This window comes from uncultured Succinivibrio sp., assembly GCF_902756765.1.
GTDB lineage: Bacteria > Pseudomonadota > Gammaproteobacteria > Enterobacterales > Succinivibrionaceae > Succinivibrio.
Genome location: NZ_CACVSS010000040.1, coordinates 13,119 through 38,581 on the forward strand (window position 1 = coordinate 13,119; position 25,463 = coordinate 38,581).

A 25,463-nucleotide genomic window follows, 5' to 3' on the forward strand; every position below is an offset into this window, starting at 1 on the left:
CAGTACAATGTTAGAAAAGATTAAATTCTACCAGACAGGTTCAAACACTGTTGGTAATCGTATGTTAAATCCTGCTATGCGTACAAATCAGGCATCAGAGGATCGTAACAACAGCTTAATTTCAGGTCACAGAGCCTGTCAGGGCTGTGGTGAGGCATTAGGCGCAAGATATGCAATTGATGCTGCAATGAAGGCAACAAACGGACAGATTATGCTGGTGAATGCAACCGGCTGTCTTGAAGTTTTCTCAACTCCATATCCAGAATCAGCATGGAAGCTGCCATGGGTTCACTCCCTGTTCGGTAATGCTGCATCAGTAGGATCTGGTCTTGCAGCCGCTGCTGCTGTATTAGCAAAAAAACACGGTGATTCCGTTGTTCCTCGTGTTATTGCTCAGGGCGGTGACGGTGGTACCACCGATATCGGTTTTGGTCCTCTGTCAGGTATGTTCGAGCGTAACGACGATGTACTTTACATCTGCTATGACAACGAAGCATACATGAACACCGGTGTTCAGCGTTCATCTGCAACTCCTCCTTCAGCAAGAACAGCTACCACTCAGCTGGTTGGAGACAAACCAGGTGCTGACTGGGGTAAAGGTAAGGATGTACCTCTGATTGCTATGGCTCACGGTATTCCTTATGTAGCAACTGCAACTGTTGCTGATCTTCGTGACCTTGAGTATAAGGTTACAAAGGCAATGTCATTCCACGGAGCCCGTTATATTCAGATTCTTGTTCCTTGTCCTCTAGGCTGGGGCTTACAGTCAAATGCAACTGTTACCGCAGCACGTATGGCAATGGAAACTGGTTTCTTCCCTGTTTATGAAGCTGAATACGGCAAGATTACTTCTGTACGTAAGATTCGTCAGAAGCAGCCAGTGCTTAACTATCTGAAGATGCAGCGCAGATACGCTCACCTGACCGGAAAGAAGGCAGATCCAAATGTTGTTGCAAGACTGCAGGCAATGTGTGATGCCAATATCAAGGATTTCGGTCTGCTAGGTGATGATGAACCAAGTTCAACACCAGTTGCAATTCAGGCTTACGAGCGTAGCTCAGCTGTTTAAAGGAGATAGTTAATCATGATGAATAAAGCTTTCGCTGTTACCCTTGATCCAGCTACTTCCTTACAGAATCACACTGGTTCATGGCGTACTCTGCGTCCTGTAAATGTATTCAAGTTGCCACCTTGCAACAATCAGTGCCCTGCAGGTGAAAACATTCAGCAGTGGCTGTATTATGCTGCAGAAGGTGACTATGAACACGCATGGCGTATTTTAACTGAAGAAAACCCAATGCCTGCATGTATGGGTCGTGTCTGCTATCACACCTGTGAAGGCAAGTGCAACCGCGGTTTCTTAGATGAGAGTGTTGGCATTAACTCTGTTGAGCGTTTCTTAGGTGACTATGCTTTAGAGCATAACCTGTCATTCAAGCGCCCAGCACGTGAAACCGGCAAGAAGGTTCTGATTGTAGGCGCAGGACCTGCAGGTCTTTCAGCAGCATATCACTTACGTCGTTTCGGTCACACAGTTCACATCGTTGAAATGGGTAAGGAAGCCGGCGGTATGATGCGTTACGGTATCCCTGTATATCGTCTGCCACGTAATATTCTTGATGCCGAAATCAAGCGTATCACAGATATGGGTGTAACCATTGAATGCGGCCGAAAAGTCGAAGATATCGAAGCAGAAAAGAAGAACGGCAAATATGATGCTGTTATTCTTGGCTTAGGAGCTTCAATTTCAACCAACGTTGATATTCCTCAGGGCGATACCACTTCAGTCCTGAACGCTCTTTCAGTTCTAGGTCAGATTGAGACCACCGGTGATATCCAGATTGCACGTCGTGTTGCTGTTTACGGTGGTGGTAATACCGCTGTTGACGTAGCTCGTTCATTACGTCGTATCGGTGCAGAACCTATCATTGTTTACCGTCGTAACCGTGATAAGATGCCTGCAAACGAGGAAGAAATGGATGCAGCTATCGAGGAAGGCATTCAGGTTAAGTGGCTGTCTACCATTGCATCAGCTTCAAAGGATAAACTCAAGATAGAAAAGATGGAGTTGGACGAGAACGGAAAACCAAAGCCAACTGGTCAGTATGAAGAGTTACCTGCAGATGCTGTTGTTCTGGCTATCGGACAGAATGTTGATAAGTCTGTACTGTCAAAACTATCCAACCTAGAGATGGATAAAGACAGCGTTGTAATTAACCAGGAAACCATGATGACTTCAATTGAAGGCGTCTTTGCTGCTGGTGACTGCGCAAGCACAGACAGAACCGTAACTCGTGCCATCGGTATGGGTAAGAATGCAGCTCGTGGTGTAAATGCTTATCTGAACGGTAAGACCTACAAAAAACCGGAGAAGCATGAGATTGCCAAGTTCGAGGATATGCATCCTTGGTACTACACCGATGCTCCTAAGATGGTTCGTGAGGAACTTGAAGCAGCTCGCCGTTCAAATACCTTCGATGAGGTTCAGATTGGTCTGACCGAAGAGAATGCAGTGTTTGAAGCTCGTCGCTGTCTATCCTGCGGTAACTGTATGGAATGTGACAACTGCTACGGTGTCTGCCCAGACAGCGCTGTAATTAAGTTAGGTCCAGGTAAGGGCTATGAATTTAATTACGACTACTGCAAGGGCTGTGGTGTATGCGCACAGGAATGTCCATGCGGCCACATCAAGATGGTTCCTGAGCAGATCTAATCATATTGAAGCATTAAATGTAATGGCTGTATATCCAAAAGGTATACAGCCTTTTATGTATAAGGTGTTGTTAATAAAATGGATTTCAATTATCTCAGATACTCTCTTAGGAGTTTTTTGGATTCTGATTTTAAACGGGAAGAGATATCAGATATCTTAAATGCCAAAGAACCTGAGAAATTCTCAAGAGCCTACCTGAAAAGTCTTAACTTCAAGGAAGAAAATGAATCGAGGATGAGAATCAGATTCAGAGTCCTGATTGACAAAGCCTATGCGGCGAATATCCCGCTAGGAGAAGAACTAGGCCCCTATTCAAGCCCCGAGGATGCATATCTTGCAAGGCAAAGATATATTGCAGGCTATACCAAAAAGGGAGAGACCATTGCAATTCTAAACAAATTCCTACTGATGATTCTGCTAGCAATGTTATCTGTTGCAATCGTATTACTTTTCTCGGTTTAATTCACATATTAAGAATAATTCCTGATTTTTGAATTAAACTATCTCAATATGACCTATACTTATATATAGGTGAATGTTCAGTATAAAAAACAATATTTCCAATATAGTGGATTTAAAATTGTTTTTGATAAAACAATCTGTTAGCATAGATTTATGGTAAACATTTACCACAAGATTCCCTGGGGTGCGATCAAGTTATTTGTACCCTGAGCCGATATCTACAGACATTGGTGTCTTCCTGATTATAGTGTGCAGGCCCGGATTGCCCGCGGAAGCCTAAGTAGTCATCTGATGCCAAACTTGAACACACTGGTTCAAGGAGTCAAGAATAGCGGATTCACTTCCGGGGTTCTCACTTCAAACGTACCATTCCTATATTCATTTCCTAATTGCGATTTTTGTATAGTACAATTTACGGACTTTTCAAAAAACATTTTATAAAATCGTGAATTAAGTCACTATATATACAAAATCTATGTTGAATTATGCCTAAGCTTTAACAAAAAAAAATTAACATATGTATAATGAAAATATCTTAAGAGCTCATTATTTAGTTAGCGGTTTAGCCTCTACTGCATTGGATGTAGAGCAAAAACTTAATATGAATTCTAAGTGAATTTATTTTTTTGATTTGGCTATTTTTAGAGTAAAAAAAAGATGTCTCCTATTATAAAACCACAAACTGACACAACTATCAGCTGGTTCTTAAGTCAGTGCCACATTCATAAGTACACTGCTAAGAGCACAATTATTCACGCCGGCGAGAAAGCTGAAACCTTATACTACATTTCAAAAGGCTCAGTTGCCGTACTAATTAAAGATTCAGATGGTCATGAAATGATTCTGAGTTATCTGAATCAGGGTGATTTCATCGGTGAAGTTGGTTTATTCGATGAGTCAGAGAATCCTAAGCGTACTGCATGGGTAAAAGCAAAGACATCTTGTGAGATTGCAGAAGTTTCATACAGCAAGTTTAAGCAGCTAGTACAGGTTAACCCTGAAATTCTGATGCGTTTAACTGCACAGATTTCACGTCGTCTGTCAGCAACTTCAGCTAAGGTTGGTAACCTGGCATTCTTAGACGTTACAGGTCGTATTGCTAAGACTCTTGTAAACTTAGCTCATCAGCCAGAGGCTATGACACATCCTGATGGTATGCAGATTAAGATCACCCGCCAGGAAATCGGTCAGATCGTTGGCTGTTCACGCGAGACTGTAGGTCGTATTCTGAAGATGATGGAAGAAGATCATCTGATTACAGCTCATGGAAAGACCATTGTGGTATTTGGTACCAGATAGTTAATCTTGCGATTGGTTCTATATAAAGCTGAGTCATACGATTCAGCTTTTGTCTTTTTTAAATCTAAAAAAATTTCAATTCAACTTTATTGGCTTATGTAGAAATCTATTCTGAAAACTGACTTTCTTTTGCTGTATAATGATACGGATTTGAAATCGTGAGAATAGAACTGTAGCATTTATTACACAGTTGATTTTTATATATTTCATAAATAGTGTTTTATAAAATTTAGGAGCAGACAATGGCTTCATTATTAGAGCGCAATGTTCACTCTTTTGATAAGAACGACCTTTTAGCTTGCAGCCGCGGTGAGTTATTCGGACCTGGTAACAGCCAGCTTCCAGCACCAAATATGCTGATGTTTGACAGAATTACCGATATCCAGAATGAGGGCGGTGAGTATGGTTTGGGCTATGTAAAGGCTGAACTGGATATTACCAAGGATTTATGGTTCTTCCAGTGTCATTTCCCAGGTGATCCTGTTATGCCTGGCTGTTTGGGTCTAGATGCAATGTGGCAGCTTGTAGGCTTCTTCCTGGGCTGGAGAGGTGGTCCAGGTAAAGGACGTGCTCTTGGCGTTGGTAAGGTTAAGTTTAAGGGTGAAGTTTTAGATCACGCTAAACTTGTAACCTATGAGATTAATCTGAAGAAAGTTATTGAACGTGGTCAGCTAATCATGGGCATTGCAGATGGCAAAGTTTATGTTGACGGTGAACACATCTATACAGCTGAAGATCTTCAGGTTGGTTTAATTCCACCTAAGAAAGCTTAATTTCACATCTTTCACTTAATACCTCCATACTAAAATAGTTCTTAGCCTAAACATGGGGGTATTTTGTATATTCTTTCTCTAAAAATTTCCATATTATCTCCAGACAATGCGGCTCTTAATAGGCGTATTCAGGTAAAAAACCAAAGTTTCTCTTGCATAACCAAGACTTTTCTTTTAAAATACAAAGGCTTTATGGGGTTCCAGCCCTCGCGTACTTGTTGAAGGTTTAATTGGTCAGGTTCGGAAGGAAGCAGCCAGGGTCTTTATACAAGGTACCGCGATACGGTTGGAATCCCACCAGATGAATCATGGTGGTTATCTATGAATTCAAATTCTCAGGTCTACTCTACTCTTTCCGATTTAGTCCTATCCGATCAAGTTTATAAAGATAAAGCAGATATGCTGTTCAAGCTTATTTCCATTATGGAAGATCATGATGGTTTAGGCTCCCCTGGTATCTTTATGATGATTAGACCTAGAGGTTTTGGTCTGTCTTTAATTTCTCAGTCTATTCAGAATCTGGTAAAAATAGAAAGTGATAATGATGACAGTCTTAATATAAATACCACACCTAAGATCATCACAACTTATCAAAGTAAACAGAATATTATCAATAACCAGATTCAGTCATCTCTCTCCTCAAAGGAAAGTGAAAACACAGTTCAGAATACAGAGGCTGTGTCTAAAAAAGCTACCGAATCAGTAGAATCAGAAGAATCAGATGCAAAAGATGCAGACAGCAAGAACAAAGAAGACACTTCTATTCTAGAAGACATTAAGAACTATATTGAAGATCTGGTATCTGACAAAAAGAAAGAAGAAGGTGACGATTTTTCTGATCAGAAATCAATTGATGAGATAAACGCTAATGCATCTGCTCAGGAGCTGATGGTTACTGATGAAATTGATGCGATAAAAACCTTCTACAACGTCAAGAAAAGACCAGTATTAAGTCTGGATTTTAAACATCTTAGAGCGAAGAATCCTAAAGAATTCACTGAAGGACTTCTCGATATTCTTCAGGAACAGTTCTGGATCAATCATATTGAATCACATATCGATCCTTATCAGACTCCAAAAGCTTATTTTGATAAACTGCTTAATGAATTAAACAAGAAATATCCTTCAATCAAAATATCAGTTCTGATTGATAACTATGATGTTCCTTTTATGGTAGCTTCAGAATTTAATCATGAACAGTGTGAAGAATCTGTCTGTGCCTATCTTGATATGCTGAATGTAATTAAGTATTCAAACAGAACAGTAAAATGGTGTCTAATCTCAGGACACATCAATTTCTCACTGGCATCAGAAACTTCCGAAGGATTACCACTTGTTTATGATCTTTCATCAGAACCAATGTTTGCTGCACTTTTTGGGTTCACACGAGACGATATTAAAGAAGTTTATCAGAATGAAATAATCCGATTCAGTGAGAATCTGAAGATCACCCCTGAGAAATATCTTGATATGTTAGAGCAGTGTTACGGCGGATTCTTATTTGCTGATAATGATGAGATGTACAATCCCAACTGTCCTAAAATGTTCTGTCCTGCCTGTATAGCCCACTGCATGATGAATAACGGAAAGCTGCTTCCCTATTCAGCCTCTGGCAAATACGACTTTGTAAAAAACGCATTAAAGAATAACCCAAAGAATTTATCATGGCTTTTCGGAAAGGATGGACAGGATCCTCTGTTCTCCGATTCAGTCGAAACCGATGTTAAGGGCAAACAGCTGGGAAGTCTTTTAATTCAGCTGGGCTTTGCAACAAGAACCAAAGTAATCATCAATCACTCTGATGCGTATGTAACCTGGAGATATCGCTTTGAATTTCCAAATCTTGATATGAAGAAAACCTTTGCATACATATCAGGAGAAGTAACAGAACAGGATCTTATAAAACCTTTGGAAGTTGTAATCGATTCAACAAGTGATTATGAGGAGGACTAAGTGAGTCTGGCTTTTTTTGATATGGACGGAACCCTGGTTGGAGGAGACACAAACAACATCACCCTTCATCATTTCGTAAAACTTGGTATCGCTCCTTCAGACATGCTGGTAAAGCTTAGTGAATGCGAACAGAAGTTTTTTGAAGGCTCCCTTGATATTAATGACTTCGTCAGATTTGCGGTTACCCCTTTAGTAAAATTATCAAAAGATGAGCAGTATAAGGTTCTGCACGAAACAGTTCGAGATCTGATTATTCCACTTATAAAACCAGGCGCAAAACGAGCCCTGGATTTTCATAAGAAAAGAGGAAGAGGTGATCGCGTTTTTATCGTAACCTCAACCTGTGACTATATTGTAGAACATGTTGCCACTCTACTTGGGATCAGTGATTTTATCGCTGCACCGATGGAAAAGGTAGCAGGAAGACTTACAGGCAAGCAGTGTGGAACTGTTCCTTATCAGGTAGATAAGGTAAAACGCATAAATGAAATAATAAATAAGGAAAGTCTGTCTTTAGAGGATTCTTATGCATATGGAGATACTATCAACGATCTGCCTATGCTAATGATGTGCTCTCACAGATTTGCTGTCGATCCAAATGAGAAACTCCTGAATCATCCTGCTATAAAGTCCTTAGAAATTGTAGACTGGTCCAAATAAAACACAACTAGAGGACTAAGGGACTCTGCTTGTTACAGGGAAAGATTTTGCTGACATGGAGATTGCTTCAATTGTAGTGGATTTGTTGTTCACTTGTGTTAAAGAATCTCTCATTTAAAACAAAGCTTTTGCCAAGATCGATGAACAGACCATCCCCGGCGTCATCATGAAATTCATAGACTCCGGCATCTGCACGTCTTACAAATACGCCTCGAAGCAGTACATAATCGCCTTCCTTGGCAACTTTCTTTACACCTTTAACTGAATTTGGGGCATCAGGTCGGATGTGATTATGAGCAAAATCATCTGATACCACTTCTGACTTTGAATCAGAACTGCCGATAATATTCTCATGCTGAGCAAAGGTGTATCCACCGGCACAGACAGCTACTACAATCAGTATAGTGGAAATGTGTTTAAGCATAGATTTAATAATGTACTGCATACTATTCCTCTCACCTGTGATTGTATTTTTATTAACTTAGATTAGAGGTAGCAAACAGGCTATTTATCTTATTCGGATTTATTACCTTCATCTGAACTTTCAGAAGAGGATTTTGTGTAATCAATCTCTTCGTTTACCGGCTCAGGGACCCCGCAGAAAGTTGTAAACTTATTAAAGATCTTGCAGAACAGCAGACATTCCATTTTTGTGTCATACTCAGCTCCATGGGCCTTATCAAGATCAAAATCAATACCTGCGGCAATACAGGCTTTAACCAGAACACTCTGACCATATACAAGCATAGAAAGAGAGGCTGTATCACAAACGGAGAAAGGATGGAAAGGAGAACGTTTATAGTTCAGACGCTCAGTAGCCGCCTTAATGAAACCTAAATCAAAAGATCCGTTATGACCTACAAGAATTGCCCTTTTGCATTTGTTAGCCTTAACCTTTTTGGCTATAGCCTTGAACATAGGAATTAGAGCATCTTCCTCAGAAACAAGGTTTCTTGATTCATCAAAAGGATCAATGCCTAAGAAATCTATATTGGCCTGTTTAACCAGAGAGCCAGGAAATGGTCTGATATTGGCGTGAAACTGTTCATCAGGCACAAGCATGCCCTTTTCATCCATTTTCACTGTCATCATGGAAACTTCAATCAGAGCATCAGTTTTAGGATCAAGACCTGCTGTTTCAACATCAACAATAACAGGATAAAACTGACGGAATCGATCTTTTATTGAGTAAGTATTAGCTTGTAAATCTGACATAATTATTCTTGTAGTACTGCCCTGGCATTTTTTATGCGTAAACAGATTAAATATCATTTAAATCGTAATTAGTAATCTTTTTGTCTGCAATTTTAACAAAAAAGGCAGGAGATCGAAAACGACAAAACAGATAAAAATTCAGAAAGGACAGAGAACATTAAGATTCAGCAGAATATTTGCTGCCATACAAAAAGCATTGCAAATTGGATACATTATATTTTGCCTTACTTCAAACAACTATCATCCTATATCATATAAATAAGTAATTTAAATTTAAAATATAGAGATATAAGTGCATTAAAAAAGATAAGGCAGTCAATATATGAACATAAGCTCTAAACTTCTTCTTCTAACCGCTTTAACAACAGTATCAGTTGAAGCAAATTGTGCTGAAGCATCATCCAACAAGAATCAGAATAATCCCCTGAAACTCCAGAGAATAGTTGATCAGAGTACCCAGGGTAAAGCAACATCATGCCTTATCTTTAATGATGAGATGAATGCGCTTCAGAACCAGAATATCCTCAAAAAATATCTAACCTTAAAAGACAGTAATGGAGCGGATTTTTCCTCATTCTCTCCTTTTATCTCTGATAGAAAACTCTGTCTGAGCGGACTGAATTTTGGAGAAAATTACAGTCTGACTATAAAGAAAGGAATAGAAGGCTTTATCTCAAAGACAACCGATAAAGATCTATCGGTAAAGTTTAAAACTGCTGATGCTCAGTCTTCCGTATCCTTTACAAACGGACTGATTCTTCCTATAAACAACTCTGATAGTATTAACATTAACTCAATAAATATGCAGAGTTTCAAGCTATCAGTTTTTAGAATTGCAACCTCAGATATTCCAAGAGCCTCTCTTTTCACACTTCTGGAAAACAGACTGGATAAATGGCAGATAAACTCACTCGTCGATAACTATGGTGAATTCATCCAGTCCAAAGTATACAAGCTGCCAAACAAAAAAAATGAAAAACAAACCACCACTGTTAATATCAGGGATTTCAAGAAGAATCTTAAAGATGGATTATTTGTTCTTTTAATTACAGCTGATGACAAAAATGATGGTGACAGCGTTTATGATCTGGCTCCAGATTATGAGTCACTCGCACTATCCAAGCTGCTGTTTATCACCGATATCGGAGCGACAGCCTACAAAGGAGCACTGGGTCTGGACATTGCGGTAAGATCACTTAAGGATGCAAAACCAAAGAAAGGTGCAAAAGTTGAACTTCTGTCATCTGGTAATGAAGTTTTAGGAGAAGCTACAACCGATGGGGACGGTTATGCTCATTTTGATGAAAAACTTTTGTCAGGAAACAACTCTAAAGCTGCAGCAGCAGTGCTTATTACAGACGGCAACGATACCTTCCCGCTGGATCTGCGAGCAGAAAATCTGTATCTGGAGGATGCTGCAACAGACAATGAATATGCAGAGAATAACGACAGAACCATATTTTCAAAACTTATAAAACAGTCCAATTTCAGAATATATGCCTTTACCCAAAGAAGCCTGCTAAGACCAGGAGAAAAAGTCTACTATCAGGCACATGTTAGAAATGCCGATTTAAGTGCAGCACCACTGAAGGCATTGAAGCTAACAGTATATAGACCAGATTATACAGTTTTAAAGGAAGTAACTTTAGACAAGCCTAAGGCTGGTGTTTTTGATTATGAGTTTACCCTTTCAGACAACGCTCAGCTAGGTGAGTACCGCCTGGAACTTGGATATGACAGGAATCAGATTCTATCCTCAACAAAATTCACTGTAGCAGCCTTTAAGCCAAGCTCAATAAACGCACAGTTTCTATCTGATAAAAAAATAATAAAGGATGGTGACGGAATTGAGATTGAATCAAAATACAATTATGGCTCAATGGCCTCAGATCTGAATGTAGAAGGCTATTATCTGATCAAACCTGATAATCATCCAGTTGAGAAATTCAAGGATTACTATTTTGGACTGAACGAGGATGAGGTTTCAGATCATGTCAGAAACCTGCCAATTGATTCAGGAAAAACCAGTAAAAAAGGAAGATTCACTATTACTCCAGCTATAGCCTATGCAAAATATCCTCAGCTTATGGAGCTGAATCTCAACATCATGCCACCAGCATCAGATGTGTATTACATGCATCATGAGTTTAAATATGATTTTAAAACACCAATGCTTGGAGTGCAGAAACTTAAGAACAACAACGATAAAACAGCATTTAATGTAATAATGTGCCAGCAGGACGGAACAGCACTTGAAGGCAAAGCAAATTACATTATCCAGAAAAGAAACATAAGCTATCAGTATATCTTTGAGAACAACATCTGGAAATTTATCAAAAACGAATACAGAACCCCTGTCACCTCCGGAGAGCTGACAATTGCAAGTGATTACCAGAAGAACAATATAGAAGCTGATCTTAAAGACGGCTCATATGTTCTTGAAATAACCGATGATAAAACCGGTTTTAATACCTCCTATAACTTCTACGTTGGAAGCTACAGTACTTTCAATCCAAACTCACCAGACAGATTTGTTCTAACCACCGATAAGGATACGTACAAAACCGGAGACACAGCAACCTTAAGCTTTGAAAGTGAGTTTGACGGATATGCCGATCTGGTTCTTGGAAATAATGGAAACAACCGCATCTCACATTATGAAATTAAAAAGGGATTAAATGAAATCAAGGTCAGAATTGATGATGATTTCAAATTCGGTACATATGCCCTGCTGACCACATTCAGCGCAATGGACAATCCATACAAGACTGCAGCCAGAGCTGTTGGTCTGAATTACATTAGCGTCGATTCATCAAAGGCGGAGCTTGATATTTCCACCTCTCTTGATCAGGCTGTAAAAGAAGGCAATCCTCAGATAAAACCAAACTCAAAGCTGCACTTTGAGGTTCTTGTAAACAGCAAGGATAAATCTGCAATTGATGACGATACATATGTAACAGTCACACTGGTGGACAATGGAATTCTTTCAATCAATAAACATAAGGTACCAAATCTCATCAAAGCTCTGGCAGGCAAGGAGTCTCTAAAAACAACCATTGTTGATATGTACGGACATATCATAAAGGATATCAAGGGAGATGGTCAGGGTTATGGAGATGACATGATGTCAGGAGAAAGTGCAGCGGCACTGTCAAATATCAAAGACAATCTGTTATCACTATACACCAGAGCTGTTAAGGTAAAGAACGGAAAGGCAGAGGTTGAATTTGACCTGCCAGCTATTTCAACCACAGCAAAACTGATGCTTACAGCCTTTAACACCCACAAGGTTGGTAGTACCTCCATTGATCTGCCTATAAAGGATAAAGCGGTAACTACCTTAAATACACCTTATTATCTTTATAACAGAGATTCACTAACAGGAACTTTAGGAGTTGATAATATTATCAATGACAGTGCCGATTTCAGCTTTGAAGTTAAATGCAGCGGTTCCGTAAAGTGTGATAAAAAAGGAGAACTCAAAGCAGAAAAACAGTCGCTTTGACATCACAGAAAACAGAATCTTTTCTGTACCTGCAGATTCAGAACAGGAAATCAGACTAAACCAGAATTTTGCAAACGGTACTCCAGCAGAAATAACCTTAGGAGCACTGCCTATTTCTGATAACCAGAAGATAATAAAATCTCTTGATTTCAAGTATAAGTACTCATTCTTTGATGAAGTCTCAAAAGGTATTATTCTTTTGAAGACTCTCCGTGAAATGAAAGATAAGGATTCAGCTGAATACAGAGATTATCAGAGATATCTTTCAGATATTATTGATTATGTGCAGTCACACATTTCTATGCAGGGTTATGTAAACATTAACTTCTATAACTATGAAGCCTCAAAATATGCTTCTGTATATGCAGCAGAATTCCTCTATGATGCCTATAAGGATGGATTTGATGTAAGCAGTTCCACCCTTGAGTATCTGGAGAAAGCCCTTTCCCGTAATCTTAACGATGATAACGAAACCGTAGCCGCTCTGGCTATGAAGCTTGCCGCAGCTCAGGGAGTCAACGTAAATACCACTTTAACCTATAGATTCGATCATAACGAAATACAATCCATAAATGCCTTATGTAACTATGCAGCTGCATTTGGACTATATGGAGATAAACTTCGACAGAATGAAGCTTTGAATAAGGCTTTAAAGAATCTTAATGAAACCTTAAAACTTAAACAGTTATATCTATCTGCACCTAATTTCAAAAAGCAGAATGAGCTGTTAGAGCTTATAAAAAACTATCAGCCTTTCTATATCAACACGGTAGCTTATGATGTTCTGACACTGTTAAAGGAAAAATTAAATGCAGACAGTAATACAGATGTTGAGACCTTACTTCAGATGCTCAATTCCGAGACATTAAAGGGAGATTATCTGGATAGTCAGTCCAAAGCTGTACTCTGCGAACTTTCTGAAAAATATGGACAGAATGCAACAAAGCAGAGCGCAAAAGTAGAGAATGGAGTTATTAAGGTAAAGAACAACTCTAATAAAAATGCCGTTGCCTCTGTATCAGTAACCGGTAAGGTATCAGGAGAAATAATTAATCCAGATTCTCTTTCATTGCAGATTATGTATTTCGACAGGAATGGAAATGCCTTAAACAAAGACTCACAGCTTAAGGTAAATGATGATGTAATTGTACTGGTTTCTGCTAAATCAGCTCAATTCAGTGATTCAAAAGCATATGTAAACCTCAAGTTACCATCAGATATGGTATTTTTAAGGAAACTGAGTTCAAATGAAGTAAAGAAAGCTTACACTTTCCTGCAGAAATACAATCTGACAGAAAACTACCAGATGGAAACCGAGCTTTCTGACACTTCATACAATGTATCAGGAGCTTTAAACGGGAAGCCATTAACCTTTGCCTTTATGCTGAAGGCTGCCTATAAAGGACAGTCAGCCCCGCTAATGAGCAGACTATCCATGAAGACATTCAGTGTGCAACATTATTACTATGCAGATCCTGTTAACTTCAGGATTACTGATGAAACAGACTCTGGAGAGACAGCCAAGTCAAAAACAGGCGGGAAACAGTAAAACGTAATTTTATATCTGACAGATAGTTTCGAAGAGTCTCTTCTTCGTGACTATCTGTTTGTTTTACAAGTAATACTAATGCATAAAGACTAGCGTAAAATGATGTTTATGCCAAATAAAAGACAATCTGTTTTGCCAGAGAAGAATAACATTTGAACAACATGAGATTAAAACTGTCCTCTGACTTCATAACAAAAAAAAGAGTAATAGTCACATCCGTTTTATCCTGTCTTGCCCTCTTTGCATTTGTTCTTTACAGCATCCTGAGCATCGATTTTTCTCCATTACAGAACCGTTCAAACATTTTATTTGATAAAGACGGTAATGTAATCGCCTTCTCATTAAGCAAAGATAATCAGAGCTATCGTTTTCTTACAACTAAAGATGATGTAAGTGAAATATACCTTAAGATGCTGCTGTCTAATGAGGATAAGAATTTTTACTCTCATATCGGGGTTGATTTCAAAGCGCTTATCAGAGCTCTTATCTTTAATCTAAAAAACAGAGAAATAACTTCCGGTGGCTCAACCCTTGCCATGCAGGTGGTTAAAAGATTATCGAACCATAAAAAAAGATCATATGTGAACAAATTAAAGGAAATAATAGGTGCAGTCTACATAACAGCAGCCTATGGTCGGGAACAGGTATTATCATGGTATCTGACTCTGGCGCCTTTTGGATCTAACATTGAAGGGGTAAAGGCGGCCTCTCTCAAATGGTTTAATCATCTGCCAGATAGATTAACGCCATCAGAAGCTGCTCTATTAGTGGCTCTGCCTAGAGCACCTGAACTTATAAGACCAGATTTATATCCCCAAAGAGCAAAATACTATAAGAATGAAGCAGTTAAACTTGCCTATAAAAATGGAATCATAAACGGAGATCTTCTCAGGATTGCTCTTGCAGAGGACTGCAGCTTCAGACTGCAAAACATAAAACAGAGCGCCTATACCCTTGGCAATTTTCTTTTTTCACAGAAAGGTAACAGGATAAATTCTCATATTAAGAATAACTCAACTTTAAATGCCAACTCCATGAAATACAGAGCAGATAATTCTAATATTCTTAATAAAAACAATGAAATATTCACTACTATAGATTCAAGAATACAGATTCTTCTAAACAGGACTGCGGATAAATATGAGAAAAATAAAAAAGATAACGCTATTCTGAGCGCGGTTGTATTAGATGACAAAACTCATCAGATTGTCGCTCTAATCGGAAGCTCCGACACTCAAAGCAGCCAGATCTGTATTCCGTTCAGTAGGAGATCACCTGGTTCAACCTTAAAGCCATTTGCATATGCCATGGCTTTTGAAGAAGGAAAACTGCATCCTCAGACTATTATGAAAGATGCAGGAAAATTATACGGTTCGTGGAGTCCAGACAATTTCAACTATAGATTCAACGGAGAGATAAAAGCCAAAGACGCTTTATGCATGTCTTTAAATCTTCCTGCTTTAGAAGTAATAAAAGCGGTTGGTCCAGATAAATTCTGTGAAAGATTAAATACTCCTTATACAAGGCTTCGTATAAAGGATGGTATCCCAGATTTATCTGTAGTGCTTGGTAGTGCCGATATTACACTAATGGATTTGTGCAAGCTTTATGCGATGTTAAATTCAGATGGAGAACTTTATGACTATAGGCTATTTGCACAGGATAAAGACGAGAATCAGTCAGAGGTAAATATTCAGTCCAATAGCTATAGAATCTTATCAAAAGCCTCTGCAAGAGCTGTCTTTGAAATACTAAAAAATACCGCGCGACCTGCAAATCACCCCGATAATAAAACTATATCCTACAAGACAGGAACCTCATACAAATTTAAGGATGCCCTGGCGATTGGATCATATGGCAAATATACAGTCGGAGTTGCTATTACGCATCCGGATAATAAAACACAGAACTATAACAACACTGGCTATGTAGATGCGGCACCTCTTTTATTTGATATTCTGCTTCAGCTTGATGAAGAGTATCTGGAAAAGGAAGAAATTGATGATGTACTGTTTGCAAATAAAGCTCCAAGAGCTTTGGAAAAACAGAATACCAATCAGGAAATATTTAACCTAAAAGATAAACTGAAAATAACTTTTCCTTTAAATAACAGTGTAGTTTCTCCTGATTTTAACGGAAGAATATTCGTAAGATATGAAGGAGGAATAGGAAAAGTTTATCTGAATTCAGATGATCTGCAGGTTGAACAGGATTTTTTAGAAATAAAGGAAAACGGATTTTATAAGGTTTGTATTTTTGATGAGAAAGGTCAGTCCGACTGTGTCGGATTTGAAGTAAAAAAAGGAAGCTAAGATAACAAATCAGGGGAACAAAGCAAATGCTGCTCCCCTTATTTAAAACTGATATTACGACTGAGAATCTAAAAATTTGATAAATTCTTCTACAGAGGCTTCTGTATCTGCATTTCTGCCTGAAATAACAAGCATAGCAAGAGCTCCTGGCTCTCCATAGATAATTGTTTCAACATTCTCATCAGAGCATTCAAAACTCCAGGCACCTTCTATAAGATTAGAACGAACCGGTAAAGCACAGTTCATCTGCATAGCAGCAACTCTTGCGTAAACCTCTGGAGTTGAATCAACACCACGTGTTTTTTCCAGATTGGTAACGCTAATAGCAAGTTTAGAATCAGAACTTAAATAGCTTAAGGAATTATCTACACTTGGATTTGGCTTTACAGTCCAGCCAAAAGGACAAGGATAGATGTTCTGCTCCTTCTCGCCAGCAGCTACATGATAGCTGTTAGAAAACTGATCTTTTCCCGACTGATTTTTTACAACTTTATAAGTTGTAATATTCTCAACTGTACGGGAAGTTACAGTATCGCTGATTTCGGTCTGAGCATTTACAGCCATAAATGGAACAATGCATAGACCTAAAAGACCTTTAGTTAAAATGCTCTTTGTCATAAACTAGTTCTTTAAAGTTGAGATAATCTCATCAGAGATTACTTGAACATCACGATTGCCGTCAACTGCAACATACTTGGTAGGAGCAGTCTTTGAAAGATCCTTGTAGAAAGCAACAAGAGGCTCGGTCTGTGCGTGATATACCTCAAGACGGCTGCGGACAGTGCTCTCTTCATCATCAGGACGAATTACAAGAGGCTCGCCGGTAACATCATCCTTACCCTCAACCTTTGGTGGGTTGTAAACGATGTGATAGGTTCTGCCTGATGCAAGGTGAACACGTCTGCCTGACATACGGTTTACAATCTTCTCATCTGGAACCTGAAGCTCAACAACAGCATCAATAACAATACCGTTATCAACTAAAGCCTGAGCCTGAGGAATAGTACGAGGGAAACCGTCAAAAAGGAAACCGTTCTTGCAGTCATCCTGAGCGATACGCTCTTTTACAAGACCAAGAATGATATCATCTGAAACCAGCTGGCCTTTATCCATAACAGCCTTAGCCTTAAGACCTAAATCTGTACCAGCCTTGATAGCAGCTCTTAACATATCACCGGTTGAAATCTGTGGAATGTTGAAAGCCTTGGTAAGATTCTGAGCCTGAGTACCTTTACCAGCTCCTGGAGGTCCTAATAGGATAATACGCATTGTTTTTAATCCTCAATAAAAATAAAAAAAGTGTCTAATTATAACATGTGTGAACTGTATTCATTACAGTAGAAACAAAAAAGCTCCGACTGGCGGAGCTTTTGCACTAAATTAACCTAGAAGTAAGGCGTTCATTGACTTAACAAAAGTGCTTGGATCTTTCAAAGCCCCCTGATCTGCAAGCAGGGCCTGCTCGAAAATCAGATCAGCCCACTGGTTGAAGCGGTTCTCTTCCATCTCGGCATAAGCCTTCTGAACCAGCTTATGTTCTGGATTCAGCTCAAGAGTGTACTTCTCATCAGGCAGACTCTGACCGCTGGCCTCTAATAGACGACGCATCTGCATAGTCATCATTCTGTTGGTATCAGAAATAACGCAGGATGGAGAATCAATCAGACGGGTTGAAACAACAACATCCTTGACCTTGTCACCCAGAGCCTTCTTGAAGCGCTCAATCAGATCCTTGTTCTCGGTTGCTGCAGTCTCCTGCTTCTTCTTCTCTTCCTCATCAGCCAGATTTCCAAGCTTTAAGTCCTGAGAATTTGCGCTTACGAATTCCTTGCCGCTGAACTCACTGATATTGCCCATCAGCCACTCATCAACACGCTCCCACATCAGAAGAACTTCGATACCCTTGGTCTTTAACTGCTCTAGGTATGGAGAATTCTTAGCAGCCTCATAGCTCTCTGCAGTAATGTAGTAAATCTTGTCCTGACCTTCCTTCATACGGGAAATATAGTCTTCAAAACTTACAGAGCACTCTGCACTGTCGTTGTTGGTTGAAGCGAAACGCAGAAGCTTTAGAATAGCATCCTTGTTGTCATAATCCTCAACAGGACCTTCCTTCAGAACATTACCAAACTGCTTGTAGAATTCTGTGTACTTTGAAGCATCCTTTGAAAGTTTCTCAAGCATACCAAGAACACGCTTGGTTAAAGCTTTCTTAAGTTTGCGGGTTACGGCAGTTTCCTGAAGCAACTCACGTGAAACGTTTAATGGAAGTGCATTGGTATCAACCAGGCCCTTAACAAAACGCAGATAGTTTGGAAGGAAAGCCTCTGCCTTATCCATAATGAACACACGCTGTACATAAAGTTTCAGACCATGCTCATTCTGACGGTTATACAGATCCCATGGAGCCATCTTTGGAACATAAAGTAAAGATGTATACTCAAGATCACCTTCAACCTTGTTATGAGCCCAGGTTAGAGGATCCTGATAATCATGGCTTAAGTGCTTGTAGAACTCGTTGTATTCCTCATCCTTAACATCCTTTGGAGTACGGGTCCATAGAGCCTGTGCGTTGTTAATCTGAGTGTACTCGAACTTCTTTTCTGGCTCTTTCTTCTCTTCGCCTTCCTTAGGCTGTTCATATTTCTCTTCGTATAACTCTACAGGAGTAGAAATATGGTCTGAATACTTGGTGATGCATTCACGCAGCTTCCAGGTATCGGTAAATTCGGTTTCATCATCCTTTAATGACAGGATAATCTGAGTACCGCGGAAAGGAACCTTAATGTTTTCTGAAGTGAAGGTACCGTTACCCTCTGACTCCCACTTAACACCCTCATCCTCTGAAGCGTTAACAGAACGGGTAATAACGGTTACTTTCTTGGCAACAATAAATGAAGAATAGAAACCAACACCAAACTGACCGATCAGCTGAGAATCTCTCTTGGCATCACCGGTTAGATTCTTCATGAAAGCTTCTGTACCAGACTCAGCGATAGTACCCAGGTGACTGTTTGCCTCATCTAAGGTCATACCGATACCGTTATCAGTAATCGTAAGTGTCTTAGCATCCTTATCAGGACGGATCTGAATCTTGAAGTTTGGATCATCCTTGATTAAATCCTGATTGGTTAAAGACATGAAGTGAAGTTTATCAATAGCATCAGATGCATTTGAAATTAACTCACGAAGAAAAACTTCCTTGTTTGAATATAGCGAATTAGCAAGTAAATCTAATAATTTGGTTACCTGTGTTTGAAAGCCATGAACAGTAGCTGTCATTTTTTATAAATTCTCCATTTGTTTTTAAAGTGTATGAACACTGTCATCTAGAAATACAAATGGGGATGATTTTTACTATTTCAAGAAAATTTTTTAAATTTTTCGTCTGAAATTAAAAGAAAGAGCCAGCGTGTTACCGTCAACAGAGGTCAATTCTCCTCCGACAGGTACACCTGTGGCTATTTTAGAAACACTGATATTAAGCTTTTTGGCTATGGCTGCGATGTAGGAGGCGGTTACTTCACCCTCAGCGGTCTGACCTAAGGCAAGGATAACCTCAGTGATATTCTCTTCCTTAAGTCTGCGGGTTAGAACATCAAAACCAAGCTCTTCAGGGCCTATGCCGTCAATAGGACTTAAATGTCCATGCAGTACAAAATAATTACCGCTGTAGGATGAACTTGATTCAATTGCCATTACATCTGATGGAGATTCAACTATACAGATACTGCCGGAATTTCTACGTTTAGCAGAAGAACACAGCTCACATTCCTGATCTTTCTCATCAGTATAGTTTCTGCAGTGAGGGCAGATAGAAATGTTGTTTAATCCCTGCTCTATTACCTTGGCCATGGCAAGACCTTCACTACGTTTTCTATCTAAAAGATAGTACGCAATACGGGTTGCACTGACAGGACCGATGCCTGGCATTACCTGTAGTGCCTCAACCATTGAATCGAGCAGAGAACTTGAAGACATATTAGAAAGGAAGCTTCATGCCGGGAGGTAACTGCATACCGCCGGTTACAGCTGATAACTTCTCTTTTGACTGCTCTTCAATACGACGGTGAGCATCATTGTAAGCGGCAGCAAGTAAATCCTCACAGATCTCCTTGTCATCACCGAAAATAGAATCGTCAATCTCAACACGACGAACCTCATGGTTACCGGTAATGGTGATTTTAACCATACCTGCACCAGACTCGCCGGTTACTTCCATTTTTGCAATCTCATCCTGTGCCTTCTGAAGACGCTCCTGCATCATCTGAGCCTGCTTCATCATATTGCCCATGTTAAACATCGTTTATTCTCCGTAAAAAAAAACTCTGAAAATTTTAATTGAAAGTAAAAGGATTTGCAATTTGCAAGCTCAAATAATTTAGGCAGAAATCAACTTTAAAGCACGCTTGCCCAGCCCATATATTTCAGCAATTTTTCGGTCTATCTGATGCTTGATTTTCTCGGCTTCACTCCCCGAAGCTTCCATCAGATCATTAACCATGAATTCAATCTGCAGCTGTTCATCAGGACTTGCCAGCGGAATAGGAACTTCCTCTAAGAGTGAACGCAGAATCTTAATCGTGTGAAATTTTCTCTCAAAATAAAAGCGAACTGCGCTTGAGTTCAAAACTGCGCATAAATAAACAGGAGAAAGATTATCAAAACGAGGGATTAGGAAATTGCAGCTGTTTAAGGTAAGTCTGCCCTTTCGGTCCAGCGCCACAATCGGATATTTAGCAATGAAGCGATAGACGATTTTTACCGGATTACGGTAATACTCTATAGGAGCCATCTGCTGAAAGGAGCTTTGGGAGACATTTACAAAACTTTTTGGAGTTCCGATTTTAAAAGGTTCAATATCAACGCCTCTGAGTACGGGTTCATCCCCGCTATTCTGTGTATTATGAACCATACCGTTATTTGAGCCGGTGACAATTCCCAAAGCAAACTGAGCATGACCACGCAGTTTTACACAATGCTCAAAATCATCCATCTTAGATAGAACCTTCGCTTCCTGATCGGTAATTCTGAAATTAAAATCAAGAGGAGAACGGTCACGTCTTACAATATAGGTTGAGTCATTGGTATTTACAATAACCTCTCCCACAGCACCGGAATAAGAGGTCTTCTCAAGGGTCAGAACAACACTCTGACACTGTACCGCATGAAAAACCTCATCCAGATAACGGACAGATTTAACACGGGCATGCATAGAGATAAAGGTTCTAATAAGATCATGCGAGGCAACATTCAGTATCGCCTCTGGCAGAACAAACTGTACAATACCACCCTCATCTAGGAGATTAAGCGATCTTTCAACAAAGAGATCTGCAAAATAAGGTCTGGTCTTTTTTGCCTCTTCAAGAGATTTGGCATAACGTCTGATAGCTGCAGGATCTTCACAGCTGCCAAAAGGAGGATTGCCCACGATAACATCACATCTAGGCAGGTTCTTAGAGGTAAGAGTGTCAGCCTTTAACAGATGAGCGCATAAAAAATCTTCACTCAGATTATCCTCAGCCAGAGCAAAGTTGATCCTTGCAAGAGAAACAGACAGAGAATCAAGATCACAGCCATACAGATCATTAACGTTGGCACCTCTTTTTAAAAGTCTTAAAAGGAAGTTACCCGAACCACAGCAAGGATCTAAAAATACACGCCCTGACCTTATGGAAATAGTCTCTAAGGCTGTATCAGTAAGTTCCTGCGGAGTGTAGTATCTGCCCTGCTGACGGCGGGCTGAAAGCTCCATCAGAGAAAGATATATTAGCCCAAGTGTATCCTCATATGGGACATAATGCAGTTCAAATTCAGGAAGATTTCTGCAGGATTTTAACAGTGAATTCTTTGGTGTCTTGTCTATAAGTTCCTGTATCAGCCAGTCGTATCTGCCTATATCCAGTCTATCTTCAAGGTAGGCCTTGAAATAATGGGAACTAACATAGGTCTCAAGCTTTTTTGCTTCAATTAACAGCTGAAGAAAAGATTCACACAAAAGCGCTCTGATATATGTTAGGGTGCTTGAAAAATCTTCAACCAGAATGGATAAGGCAATATGGTTTGGTGAGTTTTTGGAAATATAGTTTATGTACAGTTCCTGAGCTCTGACCGACTGCCTTGAATTGGCAACTGCACGTCTTCTTTTCAAGGAGTTTCTGCTACTGATAATTGAATCAATCTGCTGTTTTGTAAACTTCAGTGAGCCATCAGCAGAATCATCTTTAATTTTGCCTGTTTTAAGCCAGTTTTTCAGAGTGGACAGGGAAATATCCAGCACAGTACAGGTCTGTCCTAATGAAAGAAAATCTGATTTATGCTGCTCTGACATTTATTTTTTCCATATGAAACCAATTCTGTAGAATCATATCACGAACCAGTAAAATCATTAAAAAAAATTTTTTATTATTATAATTAGTATTATTTATCAAATAATTATTTTTATTTTTTTATCATTAATATTTAAACAAAAAGCCATTAATGTTAATTTTTGGAGCAGGATAGATTAAGACTCTTAGAAAACATCACGAATGTTGTTAAAATATCCTCAAAGGATAGATCCATGAACGCAACAGAGTTAAATTATCTTAAATCATCACAGCTAAGCCACATCGCAAAATCTCTATATGCTTTCTACTTAAGAGATCTTGCAGCTCAGGATCAGTGCATCATTGATCTTACTGCCATAGCAAACTATCTACCTAATTATCAGATAGCTTCAATGTGCCTTGATGAGCTTGAAAAGGCTGGATTATTAAGAAAACTCAGTGAAACTTCCAACTGGCAGGGCTGCGTCTTTGAACTGCCGCTTTACGTAAGGGAACAGCAGGAAGTACCAAAAGCACCATTTGTCATGACCACAAAATGGGAACCCGGTCCAACTTTTCATAAAACAGCAATACTCTGCGGTCTAGAGGATTCAACCTACACCCTTACTGATCTCAACAGCTTCAGACATTACTGGTGCAGCAAAAATGAAAGCCGCAATCAGGTAGGCTGGGAGAGAGCTTTTGCACAGAGGCTTTTAAAAGCAAGACAACAGAGAACTGAAGTAAGATTCAATACCGAGCCTCACAATGCGCTGGATATTCCCCAAAACCAGATTTCCAAGCCAGATACCCCAAGGCCTGAAGAAATAGAAAAGCTTCAGCAGCAGACTATGGAAGATTTCCAGAATCTATTTGGTAAATAATCACAACATCTCACAAAAACTAAGGAATTCCAATGAACATCATATGTAAAGATAAAGTTCTGGATTTATCATCCCCAAAAATCATGGGAATTTTAAATGTAACTCCAGATTCCTTCTCAGACGGTGGTCTGTGGAACAGTGCAGGCAAGGCACTGGCACATGCCGAGACCATGTTGAATGAAGGTGCAGCCATCATTGATATCGGAGGCGAATCCACCCGACCAGGTGCACCTACCGTGAGTGAAGATGAAGAGCTTTCAAGAGTTATTCCTGCGGTAGAAAGAATTGCCAAGGAAACAGATGCGATTATCTCAATTGATACCTCTTCACCGGTGGTAATGAGAGAAGCCTGCAAGGCTGGCGCCCATATCTGGAATGATATCAGAGCACTCTGCCGTGAGAATGCTATGGAAACAGCAAAGGAGCTGGATATTCCGGTAATCTTAATGCATATGCAGGGAACCCCTCAGAATATGCAGAATGATCCTAACTACAGCAACGTTGTAGAACAGGTTAAAAAATTCCTTTTAGATAAAGCGCAAGAAGCTGTATCTCACGGAATCGACAGAAAGAAAATCATTTTTGATCTGGGCTTTGGTTTTGGTAAAACCGCTGAACACAATTTCACCCTTTTAAAGCATATGCAGGATTTTGTTGATTTAGGCTACCCTGTCCTATCTGCTCTTTCACGAAAGACCATGATTGGAAATGCCTGTGGAATAAAAGAGCCAGCTCACAGAATTATAGGCTCTGTTTAAAAGAGCCAGCTCACAGAATTATAGGCTCTGTTGCAGGCGCTCTTTTAAGCATTGAAAGAGGAGCTGCAATTGTAAGAGTTCATGATGTAAAGGAAACCAAGCAGGCCTTTGATGTGTATATGGCAATGATGGCTCAAAAATAAAAAAAATCCTTAAACAACAGGCAGATGTGTTCTGATAACGAGAAAACACATCTGCTTTTTTTGTTTTTATTCCTGTAAAAATCATTAAAAAACAACATGAAATATATCAATTTTTTATAATTAATATTTTTCACTATTAGTGATCACAATTGCACCATAAAGGTGTACACCTGGAGATCCCTTTTCTCTTAATTCGATAAGCATATAATTTGATGTAAATCATATTTTACAGTTTTTTTGTAAATTTTATTTATGGAGATAAATATGACAGTTCTAGAAAACGATATCGCTATCTATTCAAAGAAAGAGATTGAACGTTTATCTGCAAACGCAAATGATCTTGTAAAGTCTCCTCTAACTCATCTTGTTGAACTATGCAGAAAAGCTGAGAATCAGTCCTTAAATGCAGCCCTGAAAACCCTTAATTTCATGGCATCCAAGGAAGAGAAACAGCGAATCGAAATCATACAGAATCAGATTGCAGAGAATGAGAAATCTGCAGGTTTAATGAGCTCAAAGTATAACCGCTGGTAAAAGTCATGTTCGTCAATTAGACTGACTGGTAAACACAGAATTTGAATTAAAGCCTTGCGTATCTGCAGGGCTTTACATTTTTAATTCAACTAACGTTCTACAACTAATTTCTTAAAAAACAAGAAGAAGACTTTATTCTGATTCATTTTTATGATGTTTGGAAAAGAATGAATTGCACTTCTGCTTGCTCCACTGTTTTTTTTATATTCGAAAAGCTCAAGTATTAACTGCCTGCAAACTGTAATCTTCACAATCTTTTCTTTTATTATGCATACATGAAAGAGGCTCCCCCAATTAGCGAAGTGCATGGAATCCTCTCACCTTTCCACATTGTGGAATTACCTATAGTTCTTTGTTTGTCAGATACAAAGTAACAAGTTGTGAGATTATTTTTT

Annotated in this window: 21 protein-coding genes and 2 other RNA genes; 15 read left to right on the forward strand and 8 right to left on the reverse strand. The window is 39.2% G+C overall.

All coding sequences use genetic code 11. The features are described 5' to 3' along the window. Positions 1–7: 7 nt before the first annotated feature. The 9 genes from QZU45_RS07190 to QZU45_RS07230 all read left to right on the forward strand — a co-directional run bounded on the left by QZU45_RS07190 (position 8) and on the right by QZU45_RS07230 (position 7,860). Positions 8–1,069: a thiamine pyrophosphate-dependent enzyme gene (locus QZU45_RS07190; protein ID WP_295353507.1), complete on the forward strand. Its 1,062-nt coding sequence runs from the start codon at positions 8–10 to the stop codon at positions 1,067–1,069. Between the two features lie 15 nt (positions 1,070–1,084). Continuing rightward, positions 1,085–2,713, forward strand: coding sequence for an NAD(P)-binding protein (locus tag QZU45_RS07195; protein ID WP_295353510.1), 1,629 nt, complete (start codon positions 1,085–1,087; stop codon positions 2,711–2,713). A gap of 117 nt (positions 2,714–2,830) precedes the next feature. Beyond that, a complete protein-coding gene (locus tag QZU45_RS07200) occupies positions 2,831–3,175 on the forward strand; it encodes a hypothetical protein (protein ID WP_295353513.1) in 345 nt (114 codons plus the stop codon). A 173-nt stretch (positions 3,176–3,348) separates the two neighbouring features. Next, positions 3,349–3,529, forward strand: a non-coding RNA gene (ssrS, locus tag QZU45_RS07205) — 6S RNA. Positions 3,530–3,832: 303 nt separating this feature from the next. Continuing rightward, positions 3,833–4,474, forward strand: coding sequence for a cAMP-activated global transcriptional regulator CRP (crp, locus tag QZU45_RS07210; protein ID WP_031491735.1), 642 nt, complete (start codon positions 3,833–3,835; stop codon positions 4,472–4,474). 242 nt (positions 4,475–4,716) lie between these two features. Beyond that, on the forward strand, positions 4,717–5,247 hold the full coding sequence (gene fabA, locus QZU45_RS07215; RefSeq protein ID WP_074838636.1) for a bifunctional 3-hydroxydecanoyl-ACP dehydratase/trans-2-decenoyl-ACP isomerase: 531 nt from the start codon (positions 4,717–4,719) through the stop codon (positions 5,245–5,247). Between the two features lie 198 nt (positions 5,248–5,445). Further along, an RNA gene (gene ffs / locus QZU45_RS07220) (signal recognition particle sRNA small type) lies at positions 5,446–5,542 on the forward strand. Between the two features lie 26 nt (positions 5,543–5,568). Beyond that, a complete protein-coding gene (locus QZU45_RS07225) occupies positions 5,569–7,200 on the forward strand; it encodes an AAA family ATPase (protein WP_295353517.1) in 1,632 nt (543 codons plus the stop codon). Further along, a complete protein-coding gene (locus tag QZU45_RS07230; RefSeq protein WP_295353520.1) occupies positions 7,201–7,860 on the forward strand; it encodes an HAD family phosphatase in 660 nt (219 codons plus the stop codon). It begins immediately after the preceding gene. Positions 7,861–7,927: 67 nt separating this feature from the next. On the opposite strand, the gene QZU45_RS07235 is transcribed toward QZU45_RS07230, so the two are convergent. Both QZU45_RS07235 and rnt read right to left on the reverse strand, forming a co-directional pair. Continuing rightward, a complete protein-coding gene (locus QZU45_RS07235; protein WP_295353523.1) occupies positions 7,928–8,305 on the reverse strand; it encodes a hypothetical protein in 378 nt (125 codons plus the stop codon). 68 nt (positions 8,306–8,373) lie between these two features. Beyond that, positions 8,374–9,075: a ribonuclease T gene (gene rnt, locus QZU45_RS07240; protein ID WP_295353526.1), complete on the reverse strand. Its 702-nt coding sequence runs from the start codon at positions 9,073–9,075 to the stop codon at positions 8,374–8,376. Positions 9,076–9,397: 322 nt separating this feature from the next. On the opposite strand from rnt, the gene QZU45_RS07245 reads away from it, so the two are divergent. From QZU45_RS07245 to QZU45_RS07255, 3 genes are all read left to right on the forward strand, one after another. After that, entirely contained in the window at positions 9,398–12,580 is a 3,183-nt protein-coding gene (locus QZU45_RS07245; RefSeq protein WP_295353529.1) for an MG2 domain-containing protein, read from the forward strand. Beyond that, the gene (locus QZU45_RS07250) at positions 12,537–14,129 is read left to right on the forward strand and encodes a hypothetical protein (protein ID WP_295353532.1); all 1,593 of its coding nucleotides are present in this window, start codon (positions 12,537–12,539) and stop codon (positions 14,127–14,129) included. Before QZU45_RS07245 ends, QZU45_RS07250 begins: the two co-directional genes overlap by 44 nt. 161 nt (positions 14,130–14,290) lie before the next feature. Then, the gene (locus tag QZU45_RS07255) at positions 14,291–16,441 is read left to right on the forward strand and encodes a transglycosylase domain-containing protein (RefSeq protein ID WP_295353535.1); all 2,151 of its coding nucleotides are present in this window, start codon (positions 14,291–14,293) and stop codon (positions 16,439–16,441) included. A 54-nt stretch (positions 16,442–16,495) separates the two neighbouring features. Here the strand turns inward: QZU45_RS07255 and QZU45_RS07260 are convergent, their stop codons facing one another. From QZU45_RS07260 to QZU45_RS07285, 6 genes are all read right to left on the reverse strand, one after another. Then, a complete protein-coding gene (locus tag QZU45_RS07260; RefSeq protein ID WP_295353538.1) occupies positions 16,496–17,059 on the reverse strand; it encodes a hypothetical protein in 564 nt (187 codons plus the stop codon). Positions 17,060–17,062: 3 nt separating this feature from the next. Continuing rightward, a complete protein-coding gene (gene adk / locus QZU45_RS07265) occupies positions 17,063–17,710 on the reverse strand; it encodes an adenylate kinase (RefSeq protein ID WP_278514977.1) in 648 nt (215 codons plus the stop codon). Between the two features lie 111 nt (positions 17,711–17,821). Continuing rightward, positions 17,822–19,723, reverse strand: coding sequence for a molecular chaperone HtpG (gene htpG / locus QZU45_RS07270; protein WP_295353542.1), 1,902 nt, complete (start codon positions 19,721–19,723; stop codon positions 17,822–17,824). A gap of 93 nt (positions 19,724–19,816) precedes the next feature. Then, the gene (gene recR / locus QZU45_RS07275) at positions 19,817–20,422 is read right to left on the reverse strand and encodes a recombination mediator RecR (RefSeq protein ID WP_074838603.1); all 606 of its coding nucleotides are present in this window, start codon (positions 20,420–20,422) and stop codon (positions 19,817–19,819) included. Between the two features lies 1 nt (position 20,423). Next, entirely contained in the window at positions 20,424–20,744 is a 321-nt protein-coding gene (locus tag QZU45_RS07280) for a YbaB/EbfC family nucleoid-associated protein (RefSeq protein WP_295353545.1), read from the reverse strand. Positions 20,745–20,822: 78 nt separating this feature from the next. Further along, positions 20,823–22,772: an N-6 DNA methylase gene (locus QZU45_RS07285; protein WP_295353548.1), complete on the reverse strand. Its 1,950-nt coding sequence runs from the start codon at positions 22,770–22,772 to the stop codon at positions 20,823–20,825. A gap of 231 nt (positions 22,773–23,003) precedes the next feature. Between QZU45_RS07285 and QZU45_RS07290 the strand changes: the two genes are divergently transcribed. The 3 genes from QZU45_RS07290 to QZU45_RS07300 all read left to right on the forward strand — a co-directional run bounded on the left by QZU45_RS07290 (position 23,004) and on the right by QZU45_RS07300 (position 25,068). After that, positions 23,004–23,633 carry a DnaT-like ssDNA-binding domain-containing protein gene (locus QZU45_RS07290; protein WP_295353551.1) on the forward strand — a complete coding sequence of 210 codons (630 nt, stop codon included), beginning with the start codon at positions 23,004–23,006 and terminating at the stop codon, positions 23,631–23,633. A 32-nt stretch (positions 23,634–23,665) separates the two neighbouring features. Then, on the forward strand, positions 23,666–24,391 hold the full coding sequence (gene folP, locus QZU45_RS07295; RefSeq protein ID WP_295353553.1) for a dihydropteroate synthase: 726 nt from the start codon (positions 23,666–23,668) through the stop codon (positions 24,389–24,391). Between the two features lie 407 nt (positions 24,392–24,798). Beyond that, positions 24,799–25,068: a hypothetical protein gene (locus QZU45_RS07300; RefSeq protein ID WP_295353557.1), complete on the forward strand. Its 270-nt coding sequence runs from the start codon at positions 24,799–24,801 to the stop codon at positions 25,066–25,068. Positions 25,069–25,463: the final 395 nt, after the last annotated feature.